We start from the raw sequence: 15,058 nt of genomic DNA, 5'->3' as shown, positions 1-15,058 counted from the left end.
TTTCACGGTCGAACCCAGTTCCTCCATCGAGGCCGCGGTTTCTTCCAGGGCGCTGGCCTGGCTTTCCGTGCGCGCGCTCAGGTCCTGGTTGCCCTGCGCAATCTCGGCGCTCGCCGTCGCCACGCTCTCCGAGCCCTCACGCACTTGCGACACCACGCGCACCAGGCTGCCTTGCATTTCCTTGAGGCTGTTGAGCAATTGCCCCACCTCGTCGGTGCGGCTGTTGTCGATCTGCACGCTGAGGTCGCCTTGCGCCACCGCGCGCGCGACCTCGCCAGCCTGCAGCAAGGGCCGGGTGATGGTGCCAGACAGCAACCAGGCGAACACCAGGCTCAGCACCGTGCTGACCAGCGCCAGCGCAACGAGCAGCATGCGGCTGGCTTCGTAGTTGGCCTCGATCTCCTTGGCCATGGTGTCGATGTCCTCGCGCTGGTTGTTCATCAGCTCCTCCATCTTCCCGATGTAGAGCTTGGCGGCCGGCGTGAACTTTTCCTCCAGCATGCGATCCGCCTCTTCCAGCTTGCCTGCTTTCTTGAGCTCGGTGATGGCGTCGCGGGTGCTGAGGTACGCCTTGCGTTGCTCGCCAATCTCCGCGAATACTTTCTTGTCGCGCTCCTTGGTCAGCAAGGTCTCGACGGTTTTCTGGTACTCGCCCGAAGCCTTGCTGGACTGGGCGGCATCATCAGCGAAATAAGCCACCAGGGACGGATCACTGCTCTTGGCGATGGCCGCCGTGCGGCGCACGCCGGAGGACAGGTTGCGGTACCAATCGCTGATGAGCCGTTCGGTCCTCACGGGCACGTCCACCATCTCACGTGTCGATTCCGCTACCGCGCTCAACCGGGCGATGCTGATGATGATGGTGATGAGGGACAGCAGCAGGACCAGTGCGAAGCCTAGACCAAGGCGCTTGGCCACTGAGAGATTGGAAATGAAGGGCGGCATGTGCGTAACCCCGCTAGGCAAAGCAGGGACCGGAATGGAGGGAAAAACATGATATCTCCAAACCCATGCAGGTATTTGAGAATCATTCACCACGAGGTCGCCACGACTGCCCTTAAGGTGAAGCGCATGGAGGCCTTGGTTCTCGTCGTCATGCCCGGATTGCAGCCCCGGCTAAGCCATGTGCTCAATCACCCAGCGATTGCGCCAACTGCTCGAGCTCCTCATCGATCGTTCCCCTCGCGCGGAAGTTTCGGCCGGCACGCTCGTACCAGTACTCTGCATCTTCCAGATCGCCTTCCATGACGTGCAGCAGACCATGGAGCCAGGCGCCGAGTTCGGTGGAGTTCAATTGGACCCCGTCATGCGCGGCATGCCAATCGCCTGCACGCACGGAGGCCAGCACGCGGCGAAGATCGCCGCCGTCCGTGCCGCTGGGTGATGCCAATGCGTCCACGTCCATCACGTTCACTCCATGAAAGTCGAACCGGTCACCTTGGGTCTCGCCCAATGGGGCGCAATCAGGTGTCACTCCGCCCGGGGATTGCACAATTTTCTGGCCCGCACTGAAACGCGCCAGTCTCCGGATGCACATCCTTCGCAGGAACTTGCTCCTGCAGCCACAGCCTGAAGGCCTGGGCTTGCCCCAGGTAGGGCCCGATGTCAACGGAGCGCAAGCGTCCTTCCGTCTGGAGCAACAGCGTCGGGAAACCGCTGGCGCGCACACGACCCATCAGCTCCCGCGTTTCTTGGATGTGCGCCTGCGCACGATCTCCCAAGGTTGCGTCCAGCGCGTCAGCGAAGTCCGCGCGATGCATGCCCATCTCTGTGGCGATCTCGATCAACACATCCCGGTCCGCCAAACGTCGCCCTTCAACGTAATGCGCGGTTTGCAGGCGCGCGAGCATGTCCAGTCCGCGCCCCGCCATCTGCTCAGCCGCGAGCATGGCGGCCGTCGGTGGCTCCGAGTCGAAAACCGCGCTGCTGTCACGCAGCAGGCCGTCAAAGTAGCGCTCACCAAAGGGCTGCCCCGTGAGTTGAGAGATGCGGCGATCGTGAGGCATCACGTAATCTCGCAGCTGGGCGGTGACTTGCTGCCGCCGAGAACCCGTCATCATGCCCCCGCCATGCGCCTGCACGGAGACGACCTTGCGGGCCTCCTTGACGAGAGGCGCCGCCGCGTAGCACCAGCCGCACAGGGGGTCGTAGATGTAATGAAGAACCGAGGCGCTCATGGCTTTCCTTTCTCTTTCCTTTTTGATGGACCGGCGAGCGCGATTTGCTCGCGCCCGCCCGCAAGTTCAATGAGTTAACGGCCGGAGGTGGTGTTCACCACTTCATCTCGCCTTGGTTGACTTTCGCGCCGATGTCCAGGGCAATGCCCAGACCCGCGCTCGGATACGCCTTCTTCATCGCCGCAATCAGTTCCGCCGAGTCCTTGGCGCGGCCAAGCTCTTGCTCAAACCGAACCAGGTAGTCGCGGGTATAGCGGATCGCGCTTTCGTCCTGCGCCGCGCCCGCCGCGGCATGGCCAGGCACCACCAGCACGGGCTTGAGCGCCAGCAGTTCGTCGAGTTGCGCCAGCCACGCCTTGCGTTCGCTGAGCTTCTGGGTATCGGCCGTCCAGACATGGAGGTTACCGAACACCGCGATGTTGCCGACAACGGCCTTGATCGACGGAATCCACACATAGGGGCGGTGCGCCAGCTCACCGGTCGTGCCGCGCACCTCAATGGCTTCTCCGTCGACCGTCAGGGTGTTGCCTTGCAGCACGTCGGGCACCAGCGGTTTGCGCGGCGCATTCGTGCCCAGCTTTGGGCCCCAGAACGCCAGCTTGCCGGACAACTTGCTTTGAATCTTCTCGCGCACTGCGGGCGTGGTCAGAACCTGTGCGTTTGGAAACTGCTCTTTCAAGACCTCGGCCCCGAAATAGAAATCCGGATCGGCGTTGCTGATCAGGATGGCTTTCAGCGTCTTGCCACTGTCGAGCACGTTGGCGGCCACGCGCAGGGCGTCGGCCCGCGTGAACCCGGTGTCGATCACCAGCGCCTCGGATTTGCCGCTGACCACCACGGCGTTGACGTGGAAGCTGGTGGCGTCCGCGTTGTACACCTTGAGTTGCAGCGGCGCGGTCACCGTTTGGGCGCCTGCGGTCCCGGTCGCGATGACACCGAAGGCCAGCAGGGGCAACAGCTTTTGAACGAATGGGGTCGTGAACAACATGACGATCTCCTGAGAAGGGTTGCGAGGAAACGCCACTGTATTCAAGCCACTTCAATACATAAACAGCCTATTGGTTGATTATTTATTGCACAATTCGACGCAATATCCGGCCTTCTGGCCGTCCGCTGTTCCGAGGAGTTGCGATGGACCGAATCACCGCCGCCCAGGTCTTTGTCACCGTCGCTGAACGGGGCAGCCTGATCCAGGCCGCCGACCATCTGGACATGTCTGCCGCCATGGTCAGCCGCTATCTGGTGTCGCTGGAAGATTGGCTGGGCGCGCGCCTCTTGCACCGCACGACCCGCCGCGTCACGCTCACCGACGCGGGCCAGCTGGCCCTGCCCACCTGCCGTCGATTGTTGGAAACCGCCGATGACGTCAAGCACATGGCGGGCAACCTCAGCCAAGAACCCCGAGGCCGCTTGCGACTGACCTGCGCGCTCTCCTTCGCCGAAGCGCAGTTGACCCCGGCACTGGTGGACTACCAACAACGCTATCCCCAAGTCCACATCTCCCTGGCGACCACCGACTTGGGCATCAACCTCGCCGCTGACCAGATCGACCTGGCCGTGCGCATCAGCAACACCTTGGAACCCACGCTGATCGCCCGCCCACTCGCCACCTGCCGCTCGGTGATTTGCGCGAGCCCCGACTACCTGGGCCGCCATGGCGCACCCGCCACCTTGGATGAACTGTCTCGGCACCGGTGCCTGGCGCATGCGCTGGTCAGCGCCACGCAGTTTCGCTTCCGGCAAGGCGACAAGGTCGTGGAACCCGCGGTGGACGTGAGCTTCACGACGAATGAAACCGCCATCCTGCGACGGGCGCTTTTGTCAGGCGGCGGGATCGGCATCCTGCCGACCTACTACGTCAGCGAGGATCTGAAGCGGGGCGAACTCGTGCCCTTGTTGAAGGACTACCCACTCGAAACCCTGGGCATCCACGCGGTTTTCCTCTCGCGTCAGCACCAGCCGCTGGCCTTGCGGTTGTTGGTCGATTTTTTGGCGGAGCGGTTCGGGGGCGAGGAGCCGGTTTGGGACAAAGGCCTACACGGCAGTGCCTCAGAAGCGTGAGGGTCGGCCAGCGGCTGCTGGAAATTGCATGAAACCGCCGCGCTCTTTGCGGCGGAGATGTGCCCGCGCTCAACTCACTGATCAACCAGCACCACGCTGTCCAGCACCTGGCGTGCTTTCTCGGCGAACTGGGCGTCTTTGCTGGACTCCACGTACCGGTGATAGAAGCGCAGCTCATAACCCAGCCCTTTGTTTTTCAGCGATCCACAGGAAAGCACATACTGCTCACTCCATCTTCTTTCCTGGGTTTCCTGGCTGGGCTGCACACGCTCCAGCAGCAGGTGAATTCTGGCGCATCGGGCTTCCTTTGGGTCTTCGATGACCTCGAACGCACCGATCTTGAAGTTCTTATTGCGTTCGTATCCCTCGGTGATATTCCGTTTGATCGTCTCTATGTAGTTGGACATAGGAGAAATCGGTGTATCGAGTCTCAGCATGTAGGCGTCGATTTCCATGCTGTCCGTCGGTGAACCTGCGTTTTTCTTGAGGTTCACCCCGCCGCTTGGCCGGGTCATGACCCAGCCCTCCTCGTCGGGCGGCAGAAACTTCATTCCAGCGGACGAACCATCCTTGAACGCAACGCCAAACTGAACCATCTTGCTTGGTTTGACGTCGGCTTCTTGAGCATGGGCATGCGCACCCAACATCGTGAGAGCAGCTAAAAGAAAGACTTTGTAGTTCACGATGGGTCTCCAGCGTGTATCGCCAGGTCAATGCTACTGACCGAGCTGTCCTAGCTCTGATCGAGCACCAGCAAATAAAGCTTCCAGTTCGCGATGCGTTGGAACGGATTCAATGGCAGAAAAATAGCACCTTTGCCTATTCGTGAGATTCAGTTCTGACCGAAAAGCACACGCAGCCAAGCCATCAAGGGCGGCAAAAGTCTTCTTTGCGTAAGCATCTGTAGGTTCTTTCAAAGTGGGGAAATACACCTCTGAAAGCATGACCATTGTCCTGAGTTGATGGGCTATATCTACATAGTCACCCGCTGATTCAGTCTTTAATCGCGCTGGCATCTTATTAAGACTCGACTCAACTTGAAGCGCGAGACTCAATAACATTTCAATCTTTTCTTTCCTGGTCAGCAGATTCTCTCTTTGCTCATTCATTCGCCCTTGAACGTACACAGCAGCAATTGAAATGACGCCCCCGAGGAGCACTGAAAAAAGAGGAATCGCAGCATTCTTAAGTTCATTCCGCCACATATTTCCTCCTAGCCTGCTCAGATCGCCTTCCACAACCTACCCACGCCCTCGCGGATCTTGTCCACCCCCACCGTCGCAAAGCTCAGGCGCAGCGCGGACACATCGGGGTTCGTGGCAAAGAACGGCGCACCCGGCACAAAGGCCACGCCCTGCTCGATGGCGCGCTTGGCGAGTTCGTTGGCGTCCTTGAGCTTGCCGCCCGCGCCGGTGAGGCGGGCCCAGAAGAACAGGCCGCCGCCGGGTTGGGTGAATTCAATCGCATCGCCCAGCTCCTTCTTCAGGCTCTCACCCATGGCCAGCGCCCGCTCGGCGTAGACCGCGCGCACGCGGGCCAGGGTGGCGGGCATGCGACCAGCCTTGAGGTATTGCGCGGCGGTGGCTTGGGCGAAGGTGCTGGTATGGGCGTCGCTGAACTGCTTGCACATGGTGGCTTTCGCGAGCAGCGCGGGCGGCGCGATCATCCAGCCCACGCGCAGGCCGGGGCTCAGCACCTTGCTCAAGCTGCCGCAATGCACCAGCCAGTCGCGGCTGCCCGGCACCTGGGCCGTGAGGGCCAGCAGGCTGGCGGGCGGAGCTTCGCCGAAATAGAGGTCGCCGTAGGGGTCGTCCTCGATCACCACGGTCTGGGTTTTCACCGCGAGTTCGAGGATGCGCTTGCGGCGTTCCAGGCTGAGCGTGGCGCCGCTGGGGTTGCCGAAGGTGGGGATGAGGTAAACGAAACGCGGCTTGTGCTCGGCAATCAGTTGCTCCAGCTTGTCGACCTGCACGCCCTGAGCGTCGATGGGCGCGCCGATGACCTGCGCGCCGTAGAGGCGGAAGCACTGGATGGTGGCCAGGAAGGTGGGCGCTTCGACGATGACCTTGGCGCCCGGGTCCACCAGGGTCTTACCCAGCAGATCCAGGGCCTGCTGGCTGCCGGTGGTGACGATCAGGCCCTCGGGCGTGACCTGGGCGCCCGTGCTCTTCATCTTCTCGACCATGAAGGCGGCCAGTTGCTCGCGCAGCGGGTTGTAGCCTTCCGTGGCGCCGTACTGCAGGGCCGCGCCCGGGTCCTCGGCCAAAGCCTTGATGCTTGCTTCGCGGATGCCGTCGACGTCGAACATGGCGCTGTCGGGGAAGCCCCCCGCGAAGGAAATGATGCCGGGCTTGCCCAGCAGCTTGAAGAGTTCTCGGATGGCGGAGGTTTCGACGTGATCGAGGCGTTGGGCGAATTGCATGGTCATCGGGGAAAACTAGGGGCGTAAACAACGGAAACAAATTGTTCGTGCATTCTCGCATTCCAGGCGCGCGTTCATCATGGACAATCGGGCCAAGGGTCGAACCCGACAAGAACATCAACAAGCACGAGACCAAGTCCCCAATCAACTCCATGGCGCCCCTTACCTCCGCCAACGTCACCGTTCCCACGGCGCTTCCCACGTCCTCAACGCCGCACCAGACCGCCCCTCACCTGGCGGTTTTCTTTCGCTCGGTCAAGCTGCCCGTCATGCCCGAGGTGGCGCATGCCCTGATCCGCAGCCTGCAAGACCGGGACATCCCGGCCACCCAGGTGGGTGCCTTGATTGCCCAAGACCCCGTGCTCACCGCCAAGGTGCTGCGCGCGGCCAACGGGGTGGCCCTGGGCCTGCGCCGGGAGGTGGAGTCGCTGACCTCGGCCATCTCGCTGCTGGGCCTGACCCAGGTGCGTTTGCTGGCGTTGGCCGCTTGCATGAACGTGAGTTTTCCGGCCGCGCCGGGCCTGAACCGCGCGCACTTTTGGCGCAATTGCATGGCCTGCGCAGGGTACGCCCAGTGGTTGAGCGAGCAGGCCCTGCTGACCCCCAGCGCGCCGCGCCCGCCCTTGGACCCGCAACAGGCTTGGTTGGCTGGCCTGATGCTGCGGCTGGGCGAATTGCTGATCGTGCAATCGCAGCCGCAGGCGCTGTCGCTGATCGAGCGTCAACCGCATGTGCCCGGCAGCCGCTGGGCCGCCGAACGCAAGGCGCTGGGCTTCACCGAAGTCGACGTGACGGCGGAATTGGCGCAGCGCTGGCGCTTTCCGGACAGCCTGGTCGACGCCTTGCGGGTCGCGGCGGCACCCTTGGCTTGGCCCGCATCCTCCCCCGCTCATGCCCTGATCAACCCGCTGGGCGGCGTGCTGCATTTGGCCAGCCACCTGGCCGATCTGAACTCGGCCAGCGTGCAGGCCAGCGATGCCCCGGTGCTTGCGCCCGAAACCCTGGATCTGCTGCCCCAGGATGTGCTGACGGCCCTGGGGCTCACGCCCCAGGCGCTGCGCGCGCAACCGCCCGCAGCTTCCTGTTTCGTTGACCTTTCGGTTCTCTGAAGCGTCGGGGCCTTCGTCTGGCAGGCCCTTGCAAAGCCCATGACCCCCGCCGCGATCACGTCCTTCTTCACCACCTTGCGCGCGGCCAACCCGCTGCCCGTCACCGAGTTGGAATACACCTCGGTCTTCGAGCTGCTGGCCGCGGTGCTGCTGTCGGCCCAGGCCACGGACGTGAGCGTGAACAAGGCCACGCGACGGCTCTTTCCCGTGGCCAACACGCCAGCCCGCATCCTCGCGCTCGGGCAGGAGGGGCTGGAGGGCTACATCAAGACCATCGGTCTGTACCGCAGCAAGGCCAAGCACCTGATGGAGACCTGCCGCATCTTGGTGGAGCGGCATGGCGGCAAGGTGCCACGCACCCGCGAAGAGCTGGAAGCCTTGCCGGGCGTGGGGCGCAAGACGGCCAACGTCGTGCTCAACGTGGCGTTTGGCGAGCCCACCATGGCCGTGGACACGCACATCTTCCGCCTAGGCAACCGCACGGGCCTGGCACCCGGCAAGACGCCTTACGAGGTCGAGCAGCAATTGCTGCGGCGCATCCCCGCCGAGTTCATGGAGCACGCCCACCACTGGCTGATCCTGCACGGCCGGTACATCTGCCTGGCGCGCAAGCCGCGCTGCTGGGAATGCCAGGTGTCGGACTCGTGCGACTGGCCCGACAAGACACGCTCGCCTTGAGTCCCGAGAGTCCGGGAGTCTGCGTGTACGCGATCGACGGACTGAAGCCTCAAAACTGCCCGTCGCCCGATACCGGCAATCGCCGGTAACGGCTCACGCCGGGCAAGACCGGGGCCTTCGCGCCCATGGGCGCCTGCGCGAGCGCGACCAGGCGCAGACTCTCCGGCGGCTGAAAGCCCGACTGCCCCGTCTGCAGCCACGGCAAGGGCTGGGTGTCGGGGCGTCGCTGACCGCGCAACAAGCCCGGCACCGCGTCGCTCTCACCCTCGGTGGGGGTTGGGTTGAGGGTGGGCTGGCCCAGGTCTTGATCCTCGCTCAAGAGGAGCCCGGACGCCGCGAGACTGCCCTGCGTCGCCACCACGTCGTACACCGCGCGTGAAATGCCATGCATCACCCGTCGCATGCGTGCGCTCATGGGCGTGGGCCAGGCCAAGAGATGCTGGTAGGGCGCGCTGTCCAGCACCTGCGCGTCACGCAGGCCGTAAAGCGTCAGGTAGCGCGGCCCCACCACGCCCGCCGTGGCCAGGAAACGCAGGCCCCACAGCATGCCGGGCACGGTGAGGCGTTCCGGCACATGTTCATTCGCGTGCCAGTCGTTGTAATCGGCGTCGTGGATGGGATCGACGTCGTTCCACAACGCCAGCACCGCGGTGGCCTGGGTGTCAGCGGCCATCGTGGTCCTCGGGCACCAGCAGCACCTTGTTGGCCTGCTTGCCATGCGCCAGTGCCAGGCCCTCGTGCGCCCGTTTCAAGGGCAAGACATGACTGACCATGGGACGGATGGAGTCACCCAACTCGCCCATCAAAGTCAGAACGCGCGGCCAATCGGATTCGGGCGGGCGGAAGGACCCACGCAACTGAAGTTGACGGCGCACGAAGGGCGTGAGGTCCAGGGACAAGGGTCGGTCATGGATGCCCGTCACCACCACCACGCCGTCGCGCCGCAGCAGGCCCAGCGCCTCGGTGATCGTGGCGGGCACGCCGGTGGCCTCGAACACCAAGTCGAAAGGCGGCAGATCGGCGCGGGTTTTGAGCCACTGCGTGAGCGGCGTCTGCGACACGTCCACCACCTCGTCGAAGCCCATCGCGCGCAAGGTGTCGAGCCGCACCGCGTCCTGGAAACCGGTGACGACGATGCGGGCGGCACCCATGCGCCGCGCGAGCACGGCAATCGCTTGGCCGATGGTGCCGGGTCCCATCACCAGCACGGTACGGCCGGACAGATCCCCGGCTTGACGCACCGCCTGCATGGCAATGGAGAACGGCTCCACCAACGACGCGAGCGTGTCGCTCACGCCCGCTGGCACGGGAATGCAGTTGCGCAAAGGCGCCCGTACCCAGGAGGCGAACGCCCCATCGCGCGTCATGCCGATGCCGCGGCGCTGTTCACAAGCATCGTGGTTCTCGGCCAGGCAGTGCACGCAGCGGCCACAGGTGACCGACGGCCGCACCACCACGCGCTCGCCGATGCGGGGACCGCTGGCGATGGTGCCCACGAACTCGTGACCCAAGGTCACGGGCAGGTAAGGCGCGATGAAGGCATAACTGCTCGTCCAGTCGTCGACGTGCAGGTCGCTGCCGCAGATGCCGGCTGCGGCGACGCGCACCAGCACCTCGCCCTCCTCCAGGGTCTGGGGCACCGGGACTTCAACCAGTTCGGTACCCGCCTCGGCCCGGGTCTTGCGCAAGGCCAGCATGGTGGAAGCCTGTTCGCTCATGGGTGCTCGCTCATTCGATGGTGATGCCGACTCGCTGGATGATGTCACCCCACTTCTTGCTTTCGCTGTCGATGAAGCTCTTGAAGGAGGCCGGGCTACCGCCACCGATGATCAAGCCCTGCTTGGCGAAGCTGGCGCGCACGGCGGGGTCTTGCATGACGGCGTTGACGTCCGCGTTGATGCGGTCGATCACGGCCTTGGGCGTGCCAGCGGGCGCGAAGAGGCCGTTCCAGGCCAGGGCCTCGAAACCGGGGTAGCCCGACTCAGCGATCGTCGGCAGGTTCTCCAAACCGTCGATGCGCTTGAGGCTGGTCACGGCCAGCAGGCGCACTCGGCCGCTCTCCACCAGGGGCAGCAGCGCGGGCGCGACGGTGAACAGGCCTTGGGTATCACCGGCGGCGACGGACAGACCGGCCGGCGGCGAACCGGCGTAGGGCACGTGCAGGGTCTGGAAGCCTGCGGTGTTGCGGAACAGCTCCATGGTCAGATGCGAAGAGCTGCCGTTACCCACCGAGGCGTAGCTCACGCCCTGAGGCTGGGTCTTGGCCCAGGCCACGTAATCCTTCAGAGTCTTGGCCGGGTGGTTGGCCGGTACGGCCAGCACATTGGGCTGCGACGTCGTCAGCACGATGGGCAGCAAGTCCTTGCCCGGGTTGTAGGGCATCTTCTTGTACATGAAGGGGCCGAAGGCCACCGGGCCGTTGAAGCCGATGCCCAGGGTGTGGCCGTCCGGCGCGGCCTTGGCCACGGCGTCCATGCCCAGCATGCCGCCAGCGCCCGCCTTGTTGTCCACCACGATGGGCTGCTTCCAGCGGTCCTTGAGCTTGTCCCCCAGCGTGCGCACGATGATGTCCAGCGAGCTGCCAGCGGGCGCGGGCACCAGCACGCGCACGGGCTTGCTGGGCCAGTCTTGCGCCATGGTGGGCGTGGCCACGGCCAGCGCCAACAGAAGAGAAGCGAGGGATTTCATTAGGGGTCTCCTGGTCAAGATGAAGCGAGGCGGCATTTTTGGCGCATACACCGGATACATCAACAATTGGTTCGGTATGCATCCCATATCTTTTAGATATACCAGAGGGATACACTCCTGAAAATTCCCGAATCTCTTCGAACCGGTCATGGAACTCCGTCATTTGCGCTATTTCGTCGCGGTGGCCGAGGCAGGCAGCCTCAGCCGCGCTGCTGCAAAGCTCTACATCGCCCAGCCACCGCTGTCCTTGCAGATCCGGCAGTTGGAAGAATCGATGGGCACCCCGCTCTTCACGCGCCACCCCAAGGGCGTGCGTCTGACTGCGGCGGGAGAAGTCTTGCTGGTCGAGGCGCGCAGCCTGCTCGAACGCGCCAATCACCTGCGCGACCTCGTGCATGACGCGGCCCGTGGCCCCGAGGGTGTGCTGAACCTGGGTTATGTGCCTTCGGCCAGCAGCACGGTGCTGCCCGCCCTGGTGCGGCGCCTGCGCCGGGACTACCCGCGCTGGAGCTTGAACCTGCGCGAGATGATCAGCTCGCAACAGGTGGAGGGGCTGATCGCGGGCACGCTGGACGCAGGCATCGGCCGTCTGGCGACCGTCCCCGCGCGCTTGCTGATCCCGGTGCGCGTGCCGGACCCCTTCTGCCTGGCAGTGTCTGCGCACCGCGAGCCCCCGGCGCCGCTGCCGTTGGACCTGCGGCAATGCGCCGACGAGAGCTTTGTTTCATTCACCCGCCACAACGGACCGGCCTACTTCGACCGCTTCATCCGACAATGCACCCAGGCCGGTTTCAGTCCGCGCATCCACTACGAAGCCACCACGGTGCATGGTGTGCTGGACCTGGTCGGGGCCGATCTGGGCGTGGCCCTGGTGCCTGCGTCCACCGCGCTGCTGCGCACGCCCGGGGTCACTTGGTGGCCCTTGAAACGGCCCGACCCCGGCGATGTGTTGTGCTTCATGCGGCGCCGGGGAGACGCCCACCCGCTCTACCCGCTGCTGGACGACAGCATGAAGGACATCCTGCAGCGCATCCACCGCCAGACCCGGATGCGCGTGGCGTGACGCAAGGCAAGTAATGCGCGCGATACACGATGCGCGATGCACGATGAGCCATGCTCACCCGCGCCGCTCTTTCTGGACGCGGCTCAGCCTGCCAACAAGGCCACGTTGCCGCCCGCCGCCGTGGTGTTGACCGTCACGGTCTGCTCAGCGCAAAAGCGCTGCAGGTAAAACGGCCCGCCCGCCTTCGGGCCGGTGCCGGACCAGCCTTCTCCCCCAAAGGGCTGCAGGCCGACCACGGCGCCGATGATGTTGCGGTTGACGTAGACGTTGCCCACGTGCGCGCGCGCGGCCAGGGCCTCGGCCCGGCCGTCGATGCGGGTCTGCAGACCGAGCGTGAGTCCATAGCCCAGGGCGTTGATCTGGTCGATCACGGCCTCGGGATCACCGCTCCAGCGCACCACCTGCAGCACTGGACCGAAGATTTCCTGGGTGACGTCGGCGATCGACTTGACTTCAAAGAGGCGAGGCGCGAGCAAGTTGGCGGGGCGAGAGACGGATGGGGTCAACTCCTCCGCGGCCGAGGGCGCGGGCACGGACGTGGAAGTTTTGGCGAGGCCAGAAGTCTCTGGCGGCAAGAGGTCGCGCGCCTGGGCTTCCAGCCGCTTCAAATGACGCTGGATGGAGTCGAAGGCCTCGCAGTCGATCACTGGCCCCAGGTCGGTGCTCAACTGACCGGGGTCGCCCACGACCAGTTCACGCGCCGCGCCCGCGACCATCTCGATCACGCTGTCGGCAATGGCCTCGTGCACGCACAACAAGCGCAGGGCCGAGCAGCGCTGCCCCGCGCTGCGAAAGGCGCTTTGCACCACCGCGTCGGCCACCTGCTCCGGCAGCGCCGTGCTGTCCACCAGCATCGCGTTGATGCCGCCCGTCTCGGCGATCAGCGGCACGATGGGCCCGTCCTTGGCGGCCAAGGCGCGCTGGATGTGCTTCGCAACGGCGGTGGAGCCCGTGAACACCACGCCCGCCACGCCGGGCCACGCCACCAAGGCAGCGCCCACGGTCTCGCCTGGGCCATGGCAGAACTGCAGGGCATCGGTGGGCACGCCTGCGGCGTGCAACACCCGCACGGCTTCCCGTGCGATGGCGGGCGTCTGCTCCGCGGGCTTGGCCAGCACGGTGTTGCCGGTGACCAGCGCGGCGGCCACCTGGCCCGTGAAGATGGCCAGAGGGAAATTCCAGGGGCTGATGCAGACCCAAACACCACGCGCAGTCAGCCGCAGGGTGTTGCGTTCGCCCGTGACGCCGAGCAGGCCCTGGCGCGCATCGCCGAAGCGGGCCCCGCCGTGGCCATCGGCACCGCTGCCGTGCACCCCGTCGGGTCTCACGGGCAGCGCCAATGGCGCCATCAGGCGTTCCGCCTCGCCCGCGTAATAGCGCAAGAAATCCACCGCTTCGCGCACTTCCGCCACGGCGTCACCCCAGGTCTTGAAGGCTTCCTTCACCAGCAGCGCGCACAAGCGAGCAGTGTCGTTCTCCAGGGCATCCGCCGCGCTGCGCAAGATGGCAGCGCGCTCGGCAACCGGTGTGTCGCGCCAGGCGGGCGCAGCGGCGACGGCGCGCGTGAATATCTTGGGCAAAGCGGACAACTCGGTCTCGGCGATGGTAGGCACCACGCATTGGGCGTGCGCGTCGAGCAAGGGCGCGCGCTGAGCCTGCACCGTGAGGTCCAGGCCCCGGCTGTTGCGCCGCGCGGGACCATAAAGATCGGAGGGCAGCGGCAGGGCCGTTTGCGGTGAGAGGCTCAACGGCGAGTTGAGCAGCTCCGCCAAGCCGACCCGGTCGTCGGCGAGCTGGTGCACGAACGACGAGTTGGCGCCGTTCTCCAGAAGACGGCGCACCAGATAAGCCAGCAGGTCACGGTGCGCGCCCACCGGGGCATAAACGCGGCAGCGCACCAGCGGGTTCTTCAGCACCTCGCGGTACACGCCCTCGCCCATGCCGTGCAGTCGCTGGAACTCGTAGGTGGCGCCGACCATTCCGCCGCCCGGCCGCTTTCCGGGGCTGATCACACGCGCCGCCAGTTGCTGGATCGCGGCGATGGTGCCGGCGTTGTGGGTGGCGAACTGCGGGTAAATCACATCGCTGGCCTCCAACAAGGCCCGGGCGCACGCCAGGTAGCTCACGTCGGTATGGTGCTTGTGGGTGTACACCGGGTAGTGCGGCAGGCCCAGCTCCTGGGCGCGCTTGACCTCGGCGTCCCAGTAAGCGCCTTTCACCAAGCGGCACATCAGGCGCACGCGATGGCGACGCGCCAGTTCGGCCACGTGCTGCACCAGCTCCAGCGCCCGGGTCTGGTAGGCCTGCAGCGCCAGGCCGAAACCCGTCCATTCGGGATGCTCCCGCGCGATGCGCACCAACAAGGCCTCAAAGACGTCCAGCGACAGTTCAAGCCGATCCACTTCCTCGGCGTCGATGGTGAGGTTGATGCGTGCCCGCGCGGCAATTTGGCACAGGCCCCAAACGCGCGGCACCAGTTCGTCCAGCACGCGGGCGCGCTGCGCGTCTTCGTAGCGCGGGTGCAAGGCGCTGAGCTTGATCGAGATGCCGTCACGCTCGCGCTCGCTGCGATAGGGGTCGTCCTGGGCATCCTCGGCAGACCGCTCGAGAGGCCCCTCACGGCGCGCGCGTTCGGCCAACAGGTGCAACGCGGATTCATAACTGCGCAGATAGCGCTCGGCATCGGCAGCGGTTCGCGCGCCCTCGCCCAGCATGTCATAGCTGAATGTCAGGGCCCCGGATGCACCATCGCGGGCGCGCTGCGCTTGCTTCATGGCTTCGGGCAGGGTCTGCCCCAGAACGAATTGGCGGCCCAGCAATTGCACCGGGGGGGGAGGGGGGGGGGGGGAAGGGGGGGGGG

Annotated in this window: 15 protein-coding genes; 4 read left to right on the top strand and 11 right to left on the bottom strand. The window is 64.9% G+C overall.

Annotation, left to right across the window (positions count from 1 at the left end):
- From ACLBKS_RS16345 to ACLBKS_RS16330, 4 genes are all read right to left on the bottom strand, one after another.
- Positions 1–918, bottom strand: a 918-nt coding sequence (locus tag ACLBKS_RS16345; protein ID WP_410193868.1) for a methyl-accepting chemotaxis protein, incomplete at its 3' end; no start/stop codon positions are given.
- 211 nt (positions 919–1,129) lie between these two features.
- Positions 1,130–1,405 (bottom strand): hypothetical protein, encoded by a 276-nt coding sequence (locus tag ACLBKS_RS16340; RefSeq protein ID WP_410193867.1) that lies wholly within the window; start codon positions 1,403–1,405, stop codon positions 1,130–1,132.
- Positions 1,406–1,463: 58 nt separating this feature from the next.
- Positions 1,464–2,177: a DsbA family protein gene (locus ACLBKS_RS16335; RefSeq protein WP_410193866.1), complete on the bottom strand. Its 714-nt coding sequence runs from the start codon at positions 2,175–2,177 to the stop codon at positions 1,464–1,466.
- 94 nt (positions 2,178–2,271) lie between these two features.
- Positions 2,272–3,165: an MBL fold metallo-hydrolase gene (locus ACLBKS_RS16330; RefSeq protein ID WP_410193865.1), complete on the bottom strand. Its 894-nt coding sequence runs from the start codon at positions 3,163–3,165 to the stop codon at positions 2,272–2,274.
- 143 nt (positions 3,166–3,308) lie between these two features.
- On the opposite strand from ACLBKS_RS16330, the gene ACLBKS_RS16325 reads away from it, so the two are divergent.
- The gene (locus tag ACLBKS_RS16325; RefSeq protein ID WP_410193864.1) at positions 3,309–4,238 is read left to right on the top strand and encodes a LysR family transcriptional regulator; all 930 of its coding nucleotides are present in this window, start codon (positions 3,309–3,311) and stop codon (positions 4,236–4,238) included.
- A 74-nt stretch (positions 4,239–4,312) separates the two neighbouring features.
- Here ACLBKS_RS16325 and ACLBKS_RS16320 read toward each other — a convergent pair whose 3' ends face one another.
- The 3 genes from ACLBKS_RS16320 to ACLBKS_RS16310 are packed head-to-tail and all read right to left on the bottom strand — an operon-like array spanning position 4,313 to position 6,660.
- The gene (locus tag ACLBKS_RS16320; protein WP_410193863.1) at positions 4,313–4,921 is read right to left on the bottom strand and encodes a hypothetical protein; all 609 of its coding nucleotides are present in this window, start codon (positions 4,919–4,921) and stop codon (positions 4,313–4,315) included.
- A gap of 33 nt (positions 4,922–4,954) precedes the next feature.
- Complete coding sequence (locus ACLBKS_RS16315) at positions 4,955–5,443, bottom strand: hypothetical protein (protein WP_410193862.1); 489 nt, start codon at positions 5,441–5,443, stop codon at positions 4,955–4,957.
- A 17-nt stretch (positions 5,444–5,460) separates the two neighbouring features.
- Positions 5,461–6,660, bottom strand: coding sequence for a PLP-dependent aminotransferase family protein (locus ACLBKS_RS16310; RefSeq protein ID WP_410193861.1), 1,200 nt, complete (start codon positions 6,658–6,660; stop codon positions 5,461–5,463).
- Positions 6,661–6,812: 152 nt separating this feature from the next.
- Between ACLBKS_RS16310 and ACLBKS_RS16305 the strand changes: the two genes are divergently transcribed.
- Both ACLBKS_RS16305 and nth read left to right on the top strand, forming a co-directional pair.
- Positions 6,813–7,769, top strand: a complete 957-nt coding sequence (locus ACLBKS_RS16305; RefSeq protein ID WP_410193860.1) for an HDOD domain-containing protein — start codon at positions 6,813–6,815, stop codon at positions 7,767–7,769.
- Between the two features lie 39 nt (positions 7,770–7,808).
- Positions 7,809–8,447: an endonuclease III gene (nth, locus tag ACLBKS_RS16300; RefSeq protein WP_410193859.1), complete on the top strand. Its 639-nt coding sequence runs from the start codon at positions 7,809–7,811 to the stop codon at positions 8,445–8,447.
- Between the two features lie 49 nt (positions 8,448–8,496).
- On the opposite strand, the gene ACLBKS_RS16295 is transcribed toward nth, so the two are convergent.
- The 3 genes from ACLBKS_RS16295 to ACLBKS_RS16285 are packed head-to-tail and all read right to left on the bottom strand — an operon-like array spanning position 8,497 to position 11,135.
- Positions 8,497–9,120, bottom strand: coding sequence for a hypothetical protein (locus ACLBKS_RS16295; protein WP_410193858.1), 624 nt, complete (start codon positions 9,118–9,120; stop codon positions 8,497–8,499).
- Positions 9,110–10,165, bottom strand: coding sequence for a zinc-dependent alcohol dehydrogenase (locus ACLBKS_RS16290; RefSeq protein ID WP_410193857.1), 1,056 nt, complete (start codon positions 10,163–10,165; stop codon positions 9,110–9,112). The genes ACLBKS_RS16295 and ACLBKS_RS16290 overlap by 11 nt, the downstream gene beginning before the upstream one ends.
- 10 nt (positions 10,166–10,175) lie before the next feature.
- Entirely contained in the window at positions 10,176–11,135 is a 960-nt protein-coding gene (locus ACLBKS_RS16285; RefSeq protein ID WP_410193856.1) for a Bug family tripartite tricarboxylate transporter substrate binding protein, read from the bottom strand.
- 148 nt (positions 11,136–11,283) lie between these two features.
- On the opposite strand from ACLBKS_RS16285, the gene ACLBKS_RS16280 reads away from it, so the two are divergent.
- Positions 11,284–12,198 carry a LysR substrate-binding domain-containing protein gene (locus ACLBKS_RS16280; RefSeq protein ID WP_410193855.1) on the top strand — a complete coding sequence of 305 codons (915 nt, stop codon included), beginning with the start codon at positions 11,284–11,286 and terminating at the stop codon, positions 12,196–12,198.
- Between the two features lie 83 nt (positions 12,199–12,281).
- Here the strand turns inward: ACLBKS_RS16280 and ACLBKS_RS16275 are convergent, their stop codons facing one another.
- Complete coding sequence (locus tag ACLBKS_RS16275) at positions 12,282–15,023, bottom strand: L-glutamate gamma-semialdehyde dehydrogenase (protein ID WP_410193854.1); 2,742 nt, start codon at positions 15,021–15,023, stop codon at positions 12,282–12,284.
- Positions 15,024–15,058 lie beyond the last annotated feature (35 nt).

The organism is Hylemonella sp. W303a (assembly GCF_046452315.1).
GTDB lineage: Bacteria > Pseudomonadota > Gammaproteobacteria > Burkholderiales > Burkholderiaceae_C > Hylemonella.
Note: the sequence above shows the minus strand (reverse complement) of the source record. Positions and strands in the feature narration are given on the sequence as shown.